Genomic DNA, 15,544 nt, shown 5'->3' with positions numbered 1-15,544 from the left:
ACCAGTTTATTCATCTGCAGTAATCTCTTGCACTTTTAGTATAATTTTACACTACATCCTCTATTCACTCCATTACAAGATATAAAAATAATATGAAAACAAACCGCGCCAGAGAGTCTTTCCTACAAAGATCACCTGTAAAGTGTCAGCAGAGCGGTGATCATGCTTTGGAATATGGTATATCTATCTCGTGCGGTAGAGATCCCAGAAGAGTATCTACAACATTCTTTCCCCTCTTTTTGTTCGCAGATCGACACAATTTATAGCTCTTTAGGATCATGGATTCCCTCCTTTTTTATCCTACACTTATAAAGAAACAAGAGATTCATTTATATAAAGGAGGGAATCATCACCACTATGTCATCTCAAACTCATCCACCTGAATCAAAAAAGCAATTATATGCTGCAATTTGGCGTTGGCACTTTTATGCGGGAATCATCTTTGCCCCATTTATCATCATGTTATCCGTTACAGGGGCGATCTATCTATTCAAGCCACAAATTGAAAACTGGATCTATCAAGATTATTACTATATCCAGGCGGGAAAGCAAAAAATCAGTCCATCCATGCAGCTGGGAGCAGTGAAAAAAGCCTATCCTCAGGCGAAAATTACAAGTTATAAACCCAGCTTTGAACCCAATCGAACAGCTGAAGTGGGAATTCAAAATGGAAAACAGTCACTCACCGTATTTGTCAATCCCTATAATGGAAAAATTGTAGGAAAACTGAATAATGAAGATCGTTTGATGGATAAGATTGAGAAATTGCATGGCGAACTGATGGCGGGAACGATTGGCGATCGGTTGGTGGAACTGGCAGCTTGTTGGGCGTTTATCTTACTTATCACGGGTCTTTATCTCTGGTGGCCACGTGAAAAAAATTCTTTGTTTGGAACCATTATTCCTCGTCTGACAAAGGGAACGCGCACCTTTTGGCGTGATCTTCATGCCGTACCTGCTTTTTGGTTGTCCTTATTTATAGTCATCCTAATCCTAACGGGTTTGCCATGGTCCGGTTTAATGGGAGATTGGATTAGTAAAGTGGCTACAGCAACAAATACTGGATACCCTGAATATGCTTTTGCTTGGGGACCAAAACCGCAGTCGCAGATTCCTACCAAAGATGTGACCAAAGTCCCTTGGGCTGCAGAACAATTACCCGTACCCAACTCCTCTTCAGGTGTCAAAACTCTTTCAGTGGAACAAGTAATCCATATTGCAGACACACGAAAAGTGCACCCTGGTTATAATATACACTTTCCAGAAGGAGAAAAAGGCGTATACACAATATCCGTATCCCCAGATCGTCCAGAAGATCAGGCGACTCTGCACATTGACCAGTACAGCGGCAAAGTATTGGCAGACTTGAGATTCAAGGATTATGGACCTTTGGCAAAAGCAATCTCGATTGGAATTGCTTTACATGAAGGACATTACTTTGGTCTATTAAACCAACTTCTCGGTTTATTCACCTGTATAGGTCTCATTGTCATTGCAGGCAGTGGGTTGATTATGTGGTGGAAACGAAGACCTCAAGGAAAACTCGGCGCACCAACTGCACCCAAAAACTTTAAAATGACGAAGTGGGTCAGCATGATCATTATCATTCTGGGGATTCTTTTCCCGCTCGTCGGTGTCTCCTTGCTGATTGTGCTCCTTTTAGACTTCCTTATTATTAAGAGAATACCAACACTGCAACAGTGGGTTGGTTGATCTTATACAACTTATAAAAAAATACGTTAAGAAAAGATATAGATAAAAAAGCCGATTTTTCTCGACGTGGTGTGGAAAGATCGGCTTTTTCTTTCTCTGTTACTCTACCCTTCTAACAACCCTACTTCCATTAGCCCATGAAAGTTACCATCTTGACAATTGGTTGAAGTGATTACATCTGCTACCCTTTTCACTTCAGGCACGGCATTTCCCATTGCAATTCCCTTTCCAACCATCTCAATCATTTCCAGATCGTTTAATCCATCACCAATGAAAGCCGTGTTCAGAAGTGGTTTTTCTACAGTCTGCGAAACCCGCTTCTAAGAAAGCGGGTTTCTGTGTGTTCCAGTTCCTAATGTTGAATCATGGGGCCTCTGCTCGACGGATATATGACTGAATGAAGAAAAATGGAATAATCCCAGGTCGGTAATTTTCAAATAAGGAATCACCGGAAGGGCCAAGAAGGAAAGAGTCAAAAACGGATTCAATTCCTTAGAGACTCCGATTTCCCGAGCAGCTCGATTTAACTGTTTCAAATGTTTGTAGATTTCTTGCTGAGTCCGGTCCGTCATCAGACCGGCGATCGGCAGAGGTAAAGAGGCTAAGATTCGTCCTTCACAAACGACGGCTAAACCACCCTGAATTCTTTTCAAATGATGGATGGCCGCCAGCATGTCCTGATCGTTTTGGCCTACAACAATGAGATTGTGTGAATCGTGGGTAACGGTGGATGCAATAGCCCCTTTTTTTATTCCAAACCCTTTGACAATGCCGAGTCCAATATTTCCCGTGGCACGATGTCTTTCAATCACCGCGATTTTTAATTGGTCTTTGGTGATTGAAGGGACAAAACATCCATTTTCTATATCCACCTGTTCTACGAGATGGTTGGTGACCAAGCTGTTGGGAATAATTTCAATGACATGGCATTGATTGGAACTAAGGGGAATAGCCAATTGATCGCCGGTGATCTTCCCAATCCGCACACTATCTTTAAGAATTGAAGGTGTCGAATGAGTGGGATGATCAGAAAAGGCTGTTTCTATGATTTTCCCCTGTTCCGCTACGAGCTTGCCTTTTTTGTAAACCTGATGAATCGTAATCTGTTCCAAATCCTCAAGCAGTAAAAAGTCAGCCTGGTATCCAGGGGCGATGGCTCCTAAATGATGGAGCCCAAAGCATTCCGCTGAGTTCAGTGTCGCCATTTGAATGGCCGTAATGGCGGGAATCCCGTTTTTAATCGCCAATCTGACATTACAGTCAATGCTTCCTTCTTCCAGCAAATCGTCCAAATGTTTATCATCCGTGACAAACAGGCATCGTCTTGCATTTTGCGGAGTTACCGCCGGAAGCAAGGCCTCCAAATCCCGCGCAACTGAACCTTGGCGAACCATTAAATACATCCCGAGATCCAAACGATCCTTGGCTTCTTGAGCATTGATGCACTCATGGTCAGTCCGGATCCCCGCCGCCATGTAAATGCTCAAATCTTCCCTGCTGATGCCGGCGGCATGCCCGTCGATTTTGGCCTTTTTGGCATGTGCAGCAGCGATTTTTTGCAACATGTTTTCCTGTGTCCCGGATATAGAGGGAAAGTCCATGACTTCCCCTAATCCAAGTACTCTGGGATGGGCATAAAGGTGATCCATGTCTTTGGCATCAAGACGGGCGCCCGCGTTCTCAAACGGGGTGGCCGGCACACAGGAAGGAAGCATAAAATACGCATCAAAAGGAAGCGATTCCGAAGCATCAAGCATGTATTGAATTCCTTCCGTGCCAGAAACATTTGCGATTTCATGAGGATCCGCGATGATGGTGGTAACTCCATGAGGAAGAACAATCCGGCAAAACTCCGCAGGTGTAACCATAGCCGATTCGATATGCACATGGCCGTCTATAAATCCAGGGACGATAAACTTTCCTTGTGCATCGATCACTTCCATTCCTTCATAAGAGCCTATTCCGGCTATCATACCGTCGACGATAGCGATGTCTCCTTCCATCAATTCTCCTGTAAAGACATTGACAATCTTTCCATTTCGCACAACAAGATCAGCAAGCTGTTTTTTGCCGGAGACCAAGATCCTTCTCTTCAGAATCGATAAATCGCTCATGATTTTGATTCTCCTTCTCTCTCTCGGATAAGACTTACCGTTATCCTCTATAAATGACTCCTTGCTCCTTCATCGCCTTATACACACGCTCCGGGGTGGCAGGAAGATGATTGATTCGTACGCCTGTTGCGTCATAGATCGCCTGTACAATAGCCGCAATAATAGGAATCATAACCACTTCTCCAATCCCTTTGGCACCGAAAGGCCCTGTTTTCTCCGCTTCTTCAATGGGGATTGTTTCTATGATCGGAGTCTCTTTAAAGGTTGGAAGGATATAATTGGTGAAGTTTGTCGTCTTAAATATTCCCCTCTCTATGATGGTGTCCTCATAAAGGGTATAACCCATTCCCATAACGGCTCCACCTTCCGCCTGGCCTTCAAGTCCTTGGAGATTGATCACCTTGCCGCAGTCCGGAATGGAAACAACCCGCAATACTTCCGTTTCTCCCGTCAACGTATCTACCTCTACCAGAACAACATGGGTCTGATAACCATATACATGATGAGGCATCCCTACATTATTGCCAATTTGTTTCTCCGCCTTTGGCACCATGAAATGGCCTTCTACTTTTGTCTCCCTTCTATGTTCATAAAGGTATTGATAGATATCGGCATAAGTAAGCACATTTTTCCCTTCAACAGGAACTTTGGCCCAAAGCTTTCCATCGCGCAGTTCCACCAGATCAACATCAATTTTAAATATCTCAGCTGCCGTACTCTTTAATAACTTAATCATAAAAGGTGCGGCAGCAAGCACGGAATTGCCTCCTACGTAAGTAGACCGCGAAGCTGATACGGTGCCGCTGTCGATGGTGCGCCGGGTATCTCCTTGAATGACATCAATATCATCTATATGACATTGCAATGCTTCCGCTGCCACGATGGCAAAAACGGTTCCATTCCCTTGACCGATATCCTCAGAACAGACCCCCACCAAAAATCTTCCACCCGGCAAAAGTTCAATGGTTGCGGCTCCATAGTCCGGCAGACCGAACCCCATGCCGATCCCGTGAAAAGAAGTAGCCACTCCAATCCCTCGTTTTTTCCAGGGCTCGGAAGGGTTCGCCTTGTACTTCTCCCTGTTTTTCCATAATTCACAATTCTCTGCTGCGTCCAATGTTTTCCATGTTCCAACACTCGTCGTCACACGATGGCCCATACTGGAGAGACCGCCTTGATGATAAACATTCTTTTTGCGGATTTCGATGGGGTCCATCCCCAATTTTTCGGCAATCATGTCGATGTTTTGCTCAATCGCCAAACAAACCTGGTTCACCCCGAAGCCGCGGAATGCCCCGGCAATGCCGTTATTGGTATATACACAGTAACCTTCCAAATCGACATTTGGGATATAATAAGGGCCGCAACTATGCTCGATCGCCAAACTGATTACTGCTCCGCCTAAGGATGCATAGGCTCCCGTATCACCAAAAGCGACAACTTTATTGGCGACCAACGTGCCGTCTTTTTTGGCCGCGGTTTTCATCGTAACCTTAAAAGGATGCCTTTTGATCCCGGCGATGACCGATTCCTCTCTTTTATAATGAATTTTTACCGGCCGCCCTCCCGTGTGAAGAGCGAGCAATGCAAGATAAATTTGTACAGTGATTTCGTCTTTGCCGCCAAACCCCCCGCCGATTGGATTGGAAATCACACGAATCCGTTCCGGATTCCAAGCGAGCACTCTTGCGATTTGCAGGCGATCCCGAAAAGCGTATTGACCCGGACATCGAATTGTCAAAGAACCATCCTCTTCAAGGATTCCCCAACCGCCTTCGGTCTCAATAAAGGCATGCATTTGCCGCGGGGAGTAATAAGTATTTTCCACAATCACATCCGCTTCGGCAAAAGCCTTCTTCACATCCCCGTTCTTCACATGCACCCGGCTGTGAATATTGCCGGAAGGATGAAGTTTGGGGGCGGAATCTTTAATGGCTTCTTCCGGGTCTGTGACCGGTTCCAAAACTTCATAATCCACTTCAATCAGTTGCAATGCTTCCTCAGCAATTTCTTCTGTTTCTGCTGCTACCAGGGCCACTGCATCTCCCATACATCTTACGTAATCATGGCAAAGAACAGGCTGATCTGGAATGACAATCCCGAATCCGTTGAATCCGGGGACATCCTCGTGGGTCAGCACACAAATAACACCCGGGTATGCTTTCGCTTTGGATGTATCGATTCGTTTAATTCTGGCATAAGGGTATCTGGAGCGGAGAACTCTGCCCCACACCATATTCTCAAATTGATAGTCAGTCATATATTTTAAAGAACCGGTTACCTTTTCAGGGCCATCTTTGCGCCTGACCCTTTGCCCAACCCATTTTAATTTTTTGGGTTCTACTTGAACACTCATCGGCTCTCCCACCTTTTCATTAATCGATATAATCCTCTTTCCAACAAGGCTCCTGCCATATCCCGGCGATATTCAGCGGATGCCCGGATATCGGAAATCGGTGATACTTCTTTCCATGCCGTTTTCCCTATTTGACGAATCATCTCGTCAGTCAGCGTGCCTAATTTCAGCATGGCTTCACATTTTTTGGCACGGATCACGGTAGGAGCTACAGATCCAAAAGCGATCTTTCCATCCAAACACTGACGCGGTTCCGTGCCCATAGCCAATTTCACGGCAACATTGACAATGGAAATCGCTTGAGCTCGGCGAGGGCCCAGCTTTTGGAAAATGGAGATCTCATTTGGCTTCTGTGGTTGAATAATGATGTCCGTAATCATTTCATCCTTTTGAAGCACCGTTCTTCTCGGACCAAGGAAAAAATCCTCAATTTTAATTCTTCGTTTTCCTGTTAAAGATTGCAATTCCAGCTCTGCATCCAGCACATAAAGAGCAGGAATGGTATCCCCGGCTGGAGAAGCGGTCACTATATTTCCGCCGATGGTTCCCATGTTCCGAATTTGCTCAGCTCCGACCTGCCAGGATGCCTCAGCCAATGCTTCCGCCCGACTCTTTAGCAAATTGGATCTGGCGATATCCGTATGAGTCGTTAATGGCCCCAAATGGATTCCATCCGCCTCTTCTCTAATGTATCGAAGTTCTTTCAACCCTTTTATATTAATCCATACTTCCGGACGCCCCTTCCCTTCTTTCATTTGCACAACAGCATCCGTTCCCCCTGCGATCAGGCGGACAGTTCTGTCAGATTCAGCCATATAAGACAAACATTCAATCACAGACTTGGGAGAAACCAATTCGATTTCTGAAACTCTCATGACCACTCCCCCTTTAGATCGGCCGGCGTATTAAAGTTATATAAAACACTTGGATCTTCTACATGGACCAGCTCAATGTCTTCCTGGTATGCCCGGATGATGCTCTTAAGCCCCTGACTCTCTTCATTAACGAGATATAGAGCTTCCAACAGCTCTGTAGAAATCAATACAGGATGCCCTTTTCGATGCTGAAATACCGGAATGTGAATCTTTCTCCCTGTTTTTTCATAGGAATCGATCAATTGGTTTACGATTCGGGAAGAAACCGGCTGATCTATATTCACAAATAAAATCGCACGGCAATGGTGATCAATCGCACTTAAACCTTTTAAAATAGAGGAACTTTTCCCCTGTTCCCAATTTTCATTCCACAATACTGTAATCTTGCCATCTTGATGATCCATAAACGGTTCATAAACCTCGGGTTTGTATCCTAATACAACGATAATCTTGTGAATACGCGATAATCCCAACTGCTCTAATTGGTTTCTGATAAGGGGCTTTTCATTCCATTGCAAAAGGCCTTTTGGACGACCCATGCGCGAAGAACGACCTGCCGCAAGAAGAATCGCTGTATACATACTGAGTACTGCTACCTGTAAACATAGACAAAAATGTCCATGCCTGGAGAGTTTTCCTGCTCCAACGTATCCAGCTTCCCCGAAGCTGCTGAGGTTTGGTGTGACACTCCACAGGCGTAAATTCCCGGCTAGCCACCGGTACATAAATGCAGGCTGGTCAGCACTGCAACATATTTGGCTTGCATGAGGTTAATCGCTGCATTGAAGTCACGGTCGATTTCATTGCCGCAGAATTCACAGTGGAAGATCCGCTTAGACAACGAAAGATTCTTCTTCGCATAACCACAGCAAGAACACATCTTGCTGGATGGATAGAAGGTGTCTGCTTCCCTGAGCTCAATTCCATACTTCCTGCAAGCGTTCAAGAGCTTTTGTTTGAAACTGTAAAACCCCTGATTGGCAGCTGTTCGACTCCAATGCCGGTTTCACATCATGCCTTTGACATGGAGCTTTTCAATGGTGATATAGGCTGGCCTGGCTTTCACCAACATGCTCACCACCCAAGCATGATAAGCATCCCTCATGCGTTTCAGCCTTGCACGGAGTTTTTGCACCCTCAGGACATTCTTTGCCATGTTACTCCCTCCTCCAGCAGCAGATTTTTCACCTCGCTTTTTTCTGGATTTGAGTTTTCTGGAGAGCGCCCGTTGAGCTCTTTTCAAGGGCTTCTCCACTCGTTCCACAGCGGAAGATTTGTTGATATTCTTGAATGGATGGCCTTTACTGGTCATCACAAAATACTTCAAGCCCAAATCCACGCCGACTCCATCCGTGTAAGTGGAGTCCGTCACCGGAAGATCAGCTTCTTCCACCACTTTATTGATTAATGATGTTCATGTTTTCATACAATTGGGTGAAGGGACGGTACTCACGTACGGTTTGATGAAATAGGTAAACCGTCCGCCACAGACAGGTTGAAAAGAATCATAGCTTCCTCCAAAATCCGCTTCTGCACAGTAAGTCTTTCTTTCTTTGAGGCACTCCAGAGCCATTTGAATAATTTCATTTTCCCTTCTTCCGCCCCCAATGGTTCGGCAGATGCTCCCGTCTTCCCAGACGATCATCCGGCTTCCTATTCCCCTTGGAACATGCCCTGTTGTCCCGATAATGGTAACGGCGGCAAATGACCGCCCTTCTTCCCAGGCATTTGCCATGGCCTCAAACAGATCCAATTCTTGTCTCATCCGCTTGTTATCATGTGGGTGCACCTTTTTTATCTTTTTCATCGAAGATAAAGGCTTGCCTGTACCTCCAAACCGGATGAGCTGAATCTCCGCCAAGATGGATAAAGCAATCTCCTCTGGTGTCTCCGATTGAATATCCAACCCTACCGGGGCAAATATGTTCGTTTGCTGAGCCGGATCCAACCCTCGATCTCTCAGCAACGAGAAGATACTCCGAATCTTGCGTGTGCTTCCCACCATCCCGATGTATGGCAATGATTGATTTATTAAATGAGATAAACAAATGGCATCGGTCTGATGACTTCGGGTTGCCAAAACGGCATAACACTGTGAATGAACCGGTACCTGTTCCATGATTTCATCGAAATTGCCGCAAATGATCTGATCAGCCAGCGGAAGCTGATCCTGATTCGCATATTCTGAACGATCATCTATCACAATGACCTGGTAAGACAGTATTTTTGCTATCGAAACAAGGGATTCGGCAATATGACCACTCCCGAAAACAAGCAGAGTCGGCTGGGGAGATAATGGTTCCACCATCACTTTGATCTGATTGCCTTGAACGTTCACGGAATGGACTCCGGCTTTTCCTGCCCTGATTTGATGGGGCAGATCGAGCTGGAGATGGATCGGTTCTTCCTTTGCCAGGATTTCTCCTACATCATCATAAAGAATTTGCTTCCCGATGGCTTGTTTAATGCTTCCTCCAACTACTGTAGCCAGAAAGACATTTCGACCACGCTTGATCTCATTGATCAGAAGCCGAAAGATATTCAAAGAACCCCTCCTCCTATCTCAAAATAAATTGTTGTTCAGCAGCTTTTTTCACGGCCTGAATAATTTTGGTATATCCCGTGCAACGACACAGGTTGCCGGCAAGCGCATCCTTAATCTCCTCGTGAGTCGGGATATGTTGGATGCGATCCAAGTAAGCTCTGGCAGCAACAATGATTCCCGGCGTGCAATAACCGCATTGGGTTGCCCCGCAATCCAAAAAAGCCTCCTGCAAAGGATCCAAATGATCCGGGTCCCCAATCCCTTCAATGGTTTTAATATCCTTGCCTTCCACTTGCCCTACTAAAACCAGACACGAACATACCACTTCTCCGTCCAAAATGACGGAACAACTGCCACACTCCCCTTTACCACAGCACTCTTTGCTTCCTGTAAGATTCAGCTCTTCCCGAAGCACGTCCAACAGCGGTTTGGCCGGATAAGTAAAAACGCATACAGATTGACCGTTTACAGTAAAAGATATCTCTTTCAAATTCAAAATGGCAACCTCCCTTCAGATTTCAAAGCATGCAAAAATCGCGGCTAAAAAAAATCCTAGCCACGAGAAAAATCCACAAAAAGCAGATTTTTCTCGTAGCTAGGAAATTTACGGTTTCCAGTAGAGACCCTCAACCCATATCGTTGAGGTTATACGAGAAAACTTCAATGTATTCAATTGTGAACTGCACCAGCATTCAAATGGCGAGCTTCTCGCCTCATCTGTCTTATTCCATGCCTGTGATCGTTTCGCTTTACGTGTTTTTCCTCGAATGATCGTTTTAAGTGTTTCTCACTCTGTGAAAATATGATCCTGTTGCACTCTTGCATCCATTTGGCTATATCATTTTTTTATTTCAGCTTAAGCAAGGAACTTCCATGGATTGATCAGTAAATTTTTTTCAAAACAGTATAGATCATTATCTAAACATAATATTAAATAACGCAATTAATAATGTCAAGAATATTTCGTTGATAAAATCTCCCTCTTTGACAGACCTGGCCCTATTAGGCGGTCAATATCAGCATCCTTTCGAGAAGCCAATTTCATAAGATCAAACAAGCCATCTACTTTGGGTAGATGGCATTTTCATTTACTCATTCATATTAACGATACGAAAGGATATTACTCTATCTATTTTTAAGCACCTGTATAGATGTGAATCGCGTCTCTCAGGAATTCTGTCATACCAGGTTGCTTTTCATAGTACGCCTTAAACCGCTCATCATCCACATACATTTGGGCAAGACCAGCATGCGCTTCTTTGCTGTATTCGCTCCAAAAATACATCAGCCACTGTTTATGCAACTCGGCTGTTTTTTGTGCAATGTCGCTTGCTGGGTCTCCATTTGCAAACGCTCTGGCAAGTGTGTCCAGAACTTCGTCCGCCAGGCGGGTAACCTCTTCGTACTCTTCTTTCGTCATGTTTTTGAGTTTTTCATTGGATCGATTTACGACATCGTCGCCGTATTTAGCACGGATTTCTTTCCCGTACATAGCTTCGTTGTCATCAATCAACTTCTGCTTGAAACCTTCAAACTTCTCTTGATCGGTCATAGTGATTCTCCCTTCCATTGAAGCAATTGTTTTTTCCACATTGGCGATCAGCACATCCAACCGCTTTCTCTTTGAGAGGAGTTGTTCACGATGGTCACGGAGGGCTTTGAGTCCATCATAATTGGGGGAAGTGACGATATCTTTAATTACGTCTAAACTAACCCCTAATTCTTTGTAAAACAGAATTTGCTGTAAACGGTTTACTTCATTCTGACCATAGATCCGGTATCCCGACGAGTTGATTCTTGCTGGCTTCAGAATCCCGATTTCGTCATAATACCGAAGCGTTCTGGCACTGACTCCAGCCAACCGTGCCAGCTTCTGCACGGTGTATTCCATGTGATCCCCTCCTAACACCTTAACTGTACACCTTTACGTATGCGTCAATGTCAATACTTTTTTTTGGAGTGTGCCCTTTTTATTCAATGTTAAACAAAGGCTGATTTTCCTGTCATCGGAAAATCAGCCCTCCGGCATAAACAGAAACGATTGCCGTGCATAACTAATTGCAGGTCACATGAATCATGATTTTTTCACAACGGGGATCCATATTTCGCTTTTAAAAGTGGGGGAAGTGACATCTTTATCCTCGTTCCACAAGATTTCCGGTCCTTCTGCCAGTTCATAGCATGAGGATGGAAACCACTCAGAATAGATACGGCCCCAGACATCCTGCAGCGTATCAGGAAATGGCCCCACTGCTTCAAAAACAGCCCATGTAGAGGCGGGAACTTCAAGTTGTGTCAGGTTTTCCGGACACTCCTTCGTGGTTGCCACGCCTATATAATGATCAAGCTCCCCTTTTTCCTCCATCCGGCCTTCAGAAAAATTCGTGGATGCTTGAAGCAATCCCAAAGGTTTGACATTGGAAAGTTTCTTCAGTTGATCAATCATATCATCATTTAAACTTTCCCACATAGCGGCAATCTCCGGATTCACTCCGTGAAAAATGATCGGGACTCTTTTTTTGATACCCACGATGCGAAAAGCGTCTTTTTCTTCAATTCGATAGTTCATTTCACTGCCTCCTTTAATGGATAACTGGAAGAACATACGTGGATAAGCTTTTAATAATTGACCATTATTTCTGGCTTCGGAAGGTGTGACACCGTGCAGATTTTGAAAAGCTCTCGTAAAAAAGCGTCTTTTTCTTCAATTCGATAGTTCATTTCACTGCCTCCTTTAATGGATAACTGGAAGAACATACGTGGATAAGCTTTTAATAATTGACCATTATTTCTGGCTTCGGAAGGTGTGACACCGTGCAGATTTTGAAAAGCTCTCGTAAAAGAGTCCGGGGAGCTGTACCCATATTTAATGGCAATATCAATTATTTTTTTGTCACTGTTAATTAGCTCAAAAGCTGCAAGGGTAAGGCGTCGCCGTCGGATGTACTCAGACAGCGTAATACCCGCAAGGAAAGAAAACATTCTCTTAAAATGATATTCCGAGCAGAAAGCCAGTCTCGCTACTTCTTTAAAGTCAATATCATTTGTAAGATTTTCTTCGATATAGTTTAAGGCTCCGTTCATTTTTTTAAGCAAATCCATTTAAATGACCTCCCCTACACCATTAGAATAGCAGGATTGATATAGATTGATCCGACATTTCGTGCACAATTATGCAGGATGGCCCAAACCATTTGCCAAAATTGCAATCTGAATTAATATCATAATTTTAATATTATTATTGACTTTCCTGAAATTGTTTCCTAGAATCAATATAGAAAACATCACTTTTAATAAATTAAATATGGTTAAACCTCGTATAACCTCAACAATATGGGTTGGGGGTCTCTACTGGAAACCGTAAATTTCCTAGCTACGAGAAAACACCACTACCAGTGGCTTTTTCTCGTGGCTGGGATTTTTATATAGCCGCCATTTTGTTGGGAGGTGATGGTTGATAATGGCTAAATCCGCCCTTCCAGGAGGCTTCGCACAGGGATTCTTGAGTGGTTAACCCCTTCAGTCCATTTCTGTTCGGGCAACCGAAAATACTGAAAACAGTTACAGGAGCTAGCAAATCTTGTTTCCATAAAAAATAAAAAACGAAGGGAGACTTGGAGGACATGGATCATCAAACAGATCCTTATACAAAAAATGCTTCAAAACAAATGAACGCACAAGTTTCAGTATTTGAGAAAATTTTCAAACTGACTGAACGCAAAACAAATCTGAGAACAGAAATCATTGCCGGACTTACGACATTTATGACGATGAGCTACATCATTTTTGTGAATCCAGTGATCCTTTCAGATGCGGGAATACCCAAGGAAGCGGCGATTGCTGCCACCATTGTTGCCAGCGTGATTGCTACATTGCTATTTTCCTTATGGGCAAATATGCCTGTTGCGATCGCTCCTGGAATGGGTCTGAATGCGTTTTTTACTTACACGGTTGTTCTTGGTAAAGGACTGAGCTGGCAAACTGCATTGGGAGCTGTTTTTATATCAGGTGTGGTTTTTCTGATTCTGACCGTTTCAGGCATTCGTCAAAAACTGGTCGAAGGGGTTCCTGTGGTGCTTCGCTCCGCCATCGTTGTAGGAATCGGCTTATTCATTGCATTCATCGGTCTTAAAAATGCCGGTATCATTGTTAGTAACAAAACTACTTTTGTGGCCTTGGGCAACATCACTTCCATTGGCCCTGTGCTTGCATTGATAGGAGTTGTAACCGCTTCCATTTTGATGTCCCGAAGGATCAAAGGTGCCTTGGTCATCTCCATACTTTTCATCACCATTCTTGCCATGCTGTTCGGGATCGCCAAATCGCCAAAAGGAATCAGTGATATCATCTCTTTATCACCGCCCAGCTTATCCGAAACATTCTTGGCAATGGACATTAAAGCGGCTTTAAAATATGGTATCCTTTCCATTATTTTCTCTTTCACGATTGTAGAATTATTCGATAATTTAGCCACATTGATCGGACTTACTAAAAAAGCAGGGTTAATGGATGAAAAAGGGCAAATCGAAAATATAGACCGGGCATTAACTGCCGATGCTTTAGCAACAATGTGCAGCGCAACGATGGGTTCCACAGCCATGAACGCTTATATTGAAAACGCTACCGGAATTGCTGAAGGAGGGCGTACAGGTCTCACCTCTCTCGTGGTGGCCGGTTTATTTCTCCTGTCCCTTTTCTTGACCCCGTTAGTCAGTCTTATTCCGTCTGTTGCCACAGCACCTATTTTGATATTGGTCGGGGCTCTCATGCTTAACGAAATAAAGCACATCCAGTTTGATGATCTGACGGATGCTGTACCGGTCTTTCTTACCATCATCATGATGCCGTTAACATTTAGCATTGCTGAAGGGTTAGCATTTGGCTTTATCTCCTATACCCTCTTAAAAGTGCTAACCGGACGTTACAAAGAAGTGAAGCCGGTCGTATATTTCATCAGTGCCGCCTTTATCATCAATTTCATTTGGGGCTAATCATTTAAGAATTTGCATTGTTCTTATTTCAACTGGCATTTTATAAAAAAATACGCCAAGAAAAGATATAGATAAAAAAAGCCGATTTCTCTCTACATGGTATGGAAAGATCGGCTTTTTCTTTCTTTGTTTCTCTACTCTTCTAATAATCCTACTTCCATTAGCCCACGAAAGATACCATCTTCGCAATTGGATGAAGTGATTACATCTGCTACCCTTTTCACTTCAGGCACGGCATTTCCCATTGCAATTCCTTTTCCAACCATCTCGATCATTTCCAGATCATTTAATCCATCACCAAAAGCATAGGTATTCTCCAGCTTTATATCTGCTATTTCAATAAGCTTACGAATGCCAACAGCCTTTGAACATCCTTTTGGAAGTATATCTGCTGCATATTCATGCCAACGGAAGAAATAGAGATCCGGGTAGCGATCCATATACATCTGTACATCTTTCTCATCGCAGAAAAGATATCCCTGAAACACTTTTGAGTGTTGGTAAAACTGACAATCTGCGGATGGATATGGATACTTTAGCGACTGAAAACTTGCCTGAACAAATGGATGTCCCTCTTCTGTTACCCGCACATGCTTATGATTGCAGTAGCCGATAGCATCCCCTCTGCTCATGGCTAGCATGGTCAGATCCTGGAGCGCATCCTGATCCATCGGATTCGCATAAATCTCCTGTCCATCAAAGACAACATATTGACCATTCATCGCTATATAACTACGGATCTGATATTCCTGAAGAATCCAGTCAAACATCTGTGGAGGTCGCCCTGTAGCAATAGCCGTATAAATTCCTTTCTCATGTAACCTTTGAATTGCTTGCTTCGTCGAATCCAAAATCTTTTTCTCGTCATCCAGGAAAGTTCCATCAATATCAAAAAATACGATTTTCTTTTCCATACAGCTTCGCCCCTTCATGAGGCAACTTGGAGATCA

Annotated in this window: 12 protein-coding genes, 3 pseudogenes and 2 riboswitches; of the genes and pseudogenes, 2 read left to right on the top strand and 13 right to left on the bottom strand. The window is 43.9% G+C overall.

Annotated features, from left to right (window positions below; all coding sequences use genetic code 11):
* The first annotated feature begins 357 nt into the window (after positions 1-357).
* A complete protein-coding gene (locus BMZ78_RS12125) occupies positions 358-1,713 on the top strand; it encodes a PepSY-associated TM helix domain-containing protein (protein WP_093230642.1) in 1,356 nt (451 codons plus the stop codon).
* 104 nt (positions 1,714-1,817) lie between these two features.
* On the opposite strand, the pseudogene BMZ78_RS12120 reads toward BMZ78_RS12125, so the two are convergent.
* From BMZ78_RS12120 to BMZ78_RS12065, 12 genes and pseudogenes are all read right to left on the bottom strand, one after another.
* Positions 1,818-2,015: pseudogene (locus tag BMZ78_RS12120) on the bottom strand (HAD family hydrolase); the annotation flags it as partial.
* Between the two features lie 18 nt (positions 2,016-2,033).
* Positions 2,034-3,827 (bottom strand): adenine deaminase, encoded by a 1,794-nt coding sequence (gene ade, locus BMZ78_RS12115; RefSeq protein ID WP_093230639.1) that lies wholly within the window; start codon positions 3,825-3,827, stop codon positions 2,034-2,036.
* Between the two features lie 40 nt (positions 3,828-3,867).
* The gene (locus BMZ78_RS12110; RefSeq protein WP_093230638.1) at positions 3,868-6,183 is read right to left on the bottom strand and encodes a xanthine dehydrogenase family protein molybdopterin-binding subunit; all 2,316 of its coding nucleotides are present in this window, start codon (positions 6,181-6,183) and stop codon (positions 3,868-3,870) included.
* The gene (locus BMZ78_RS12105) at positions 6,180-7,058 is read right to left on the bottom strand and encodes an FAD binding domain-containing protein (RefSeq protein WP_093230636.1); all 879 of its coding nucleotides are present in this window, start codon (positions 7,056-7,058) and stop codon (positions 6,180-6,182) included. The genes BMZ78_RS12110 and BMZ78_RS12105 overlap by 4 nt, the downstream gene beginning before the upstream one ends.
* Entirely contained in the window at positions 7,055-7,783 is a 729-nt protein-coding gene (locus BMZ78_RS12100; protein ID WP_093230635.1) for a nucleotidyltransferase family protein, read from the bottom strand. The genes BMZ78_RS12105 and BMZ78_RS12100 overlap by 4 nt, the downstream gene beginning before the upstream one ends.
* Positions 7,768-8,004, bottom strand: a complete 237-nt coding sequence (locus BMZ78_RS19605; protein WP_093230633.1) for a zinc ribbon domain-containing protein — start codon at positions 8,002-8,004, stop codon at positions 7,768-7,770. The genes BMZ78_RS12100 and BMZ78_RS19605 overlap by 16 nt, the downstream gene beginning before the upstream one ends.
* 60 nt (positions 8,005-8,064) lie before the next feature.
* Positions 8,065-8,370: a hypothetical protein gene (locus BMZ78_RS19600; RefSeq protein WP_425263932.1), complete on the bottom strand. Its 306-nt coding sequence runs from the start codon at positions 8,368-8,370 to the stop codon at positions 8,065-8,067.
* Between the two features lie 102 nt (positions 8,371-8,472).
* Positions 8,473-9,603, bottom strand: a complete 1,131-nt coding sequence (locus BMZ78_RS12085) for an XdhC family protein (protein ID WP_093230630.1) — start codon at positions 9,601-9,603, stop codon at positions 8,473-8,475.
* A gap of 13 nt (positions 9,604-9,616) precedes the next feature.
* Positions 9,617-10,099, bottom strand: coding sequence for a (2Fe-2S)-binding protein (locus BMZ78_RS12080; RefSeq protein ID WP_341849637.1), 483 nt, complete (start codon positions 10,097-10,099; stop codon positions 9,617-9,619).
* Positions 10,100-10,175: 76 nt separating this feature from the next.
* A riboswitch (purine riboswitch) is annotated at positions 10,176-10,276 on the bottom strand.
* A gap of 462 nt (positions 10,277-10,738) precedes the next feature.
* Positions 10,739-11,494 carry a MerR family transcriptional regulator gene (locus BMZ78_RS12075; protein WP_093230629.1) on the bottom strand — a complete coding sequence of 252 codons (756 nt, stop codon included), beginning with the start codon at positions 11,492-11,494 and terminating at the stop codon, positions 10,739-10,741.
* Positions 11,495-11,677: 183 nt separating this feature from the next.
* Positions 11,678-12,292 (bottom strand): annotated as a pseudogene (locus BMZ78_RS12070) (GyrI-like domain-containing protein); the annotation flags it as partial.
* Between the two features lie 17 nt (positions 12,293-12,309).
* Positions 12,310-12,705: pseudogene (locus BMZ78_RS12065) on the bottom strand (helix-turn-helix transcriptional regulator); the annotation flags it as partial.
* Between the two features lie 193 nt (positions 12,706-12,898).
* Positions 12,899-12,999: riboswitch (purine riboswitch) on the top strand.
* Between the two features lie 272 nt (positions 13,000-13,271).
* Between BMZ78_RS12065 and BMZ78_RS12060 the strand changes: the two are divergent.
* Positions 13,272-14,594, top strand: coding sequence for an NCS2 family permease (locus BMZ78_RS12060; protein ID WP_175482451.1), 1,323 nt, complete (start codon positions 13,272-13,274; stop codon positions 14,592-14,594).
* A gap of 134 nt (positions 14,595-14,728) precedes the next feature.
* Here the strand turns inward: BMZ78_RS12060 and BMZ78_RS12055 are convergent, their stop codons facing one another.
* Positions 14,729-15,508, bottom strand: coding sequence for a Cof-type HAD-IIB family hydrolase (locus tag BMZ78_RS12055; RefSeq protein ID WP_093230624.1), 780 nt, complete (start codon positions 15,506-15,508; stop codon positions 14,729-14,731).
* Between the last annotated feature and the right edge of the window lie 36 nt (positions 15,509-15,544).

It is taken from the genome of Thermoflavimicrobium dichotomicum, from assembly GCF_900114055.1.
Lineage (GTDB): Bacteria > Bacillota > Bacilli > Thermoactinomycetales > Thermoactinomycetaceae > Thermoflavimicrobium > Thermoflavimicrobium dichotomicum.
This window is presented reverse-complemented; position numbering and strand designations above follow the sequence as displayed.